The sequence below is a fragment of the Cellulosimicrobium arenosum genome (assembly GCF_014837295.1).
Taxonomy (GTDB): Bacteria; Actinomycetota; Actinomycetes; order Actinomycetales; family Cellulomonadaceae; genus Cellulosimicrobium; species Cellulosimicrobium arenosum.
On the sequence record NZ_JACYHB010000033.1, the window covers coordinates 1 to 837 of the forward strand.

Below are 837 nucleotides of genomic sequence, written 5' to 3' on the forward strand. Positions count from 1 at the left end.
GATGCTCCGTTCGAGGGTGCTGTGGAAGGTTCACTCGAAGGATCACGCGGTGGCCGCTCTACGTCGCGTCGAACGACGACGCCGACGAACCCGACGACCGCGCTACACCACTATCAGGGACTCAACTCAAGGACCTGCCGAGGCCGTTCGTTCAGGAGCCTCTCGATGCGTTCGAGCTCGTCGTTACTCGTCGCGTTCATGTTCGTGCGCCGCGGGAGGTACTGGCGCAGGAGGCGGTTAGTGTTCTCGTTGGTGCCGCGCTGCCACGGGCTGCGGGGGTCGCAGAAGTAGACCGGGGCGTCGATGAGCGCGCTGAGGAAGGGGGTCTGCTGCACGGATAGGTGACAGCGGGTCTCAGGCGGCGAGTGCGACCTGAGTGGTCATGATGGCTTCGTACTCGATGGGGGTCAATCGTCCGAGTCGGGCCTGCCGGCGGCGGCGGTGGTAGGTGCGTTCGATCCAGGTGATGATCGCCAGGCGTAGGTCCTCGCGGGTGGTCCAGCGGCGCCGGTTCAGGACGTTCTTCTGTAGCAGGGAGAAGAAGCTCTCCATCGCGGCGTTGTCTCCGGCAGAGGCGACCTGTCCCATCGATCCGACCAGGTCGTGGCGGTCCAGAACCCGGCGGACCTTTCGTGAGCGAAATTGGCTGCCCCTATCCGAGTGCACGATGCACCCGGCCACGTCCCGACGCCGTTGCACCGCGCTGACCAAGTTGAGTCCCTGATAGTGGTGTAGCGCGGTCGTCGGGTTCGTCGGCGTCGTCGTTCGACGCGACGTAGAGCGGCCACCGCGTGATCCTTCGAGTGAACCTTCCACAGCACCCTCGAACGGAGCATC

Annotated in this window: 1 protein-coding gene and 1 pseudogene; both read right to left on the reverse strand. The window is 64.8% G+C overall.

Features of this window, described 5'->3' with window-relative positions; translation table 11 throughout:
- Positions 1-113 precede the first annotated feature (113 nt).
- Positions 114-302: pseudogene (locus IF651_RS17305) on the reverse strand (IS30 family transposase); the annotation flags it as partial.
- Between the two features lie 52 nt (positions 303-354).
- The coding region (locus tag IF651_RS17310) for an integrase core domain-containing protein (protein ID WP_241744586.1) at positions 355-837 on the reverse strand (483 nt) is incomplete at its 5' end.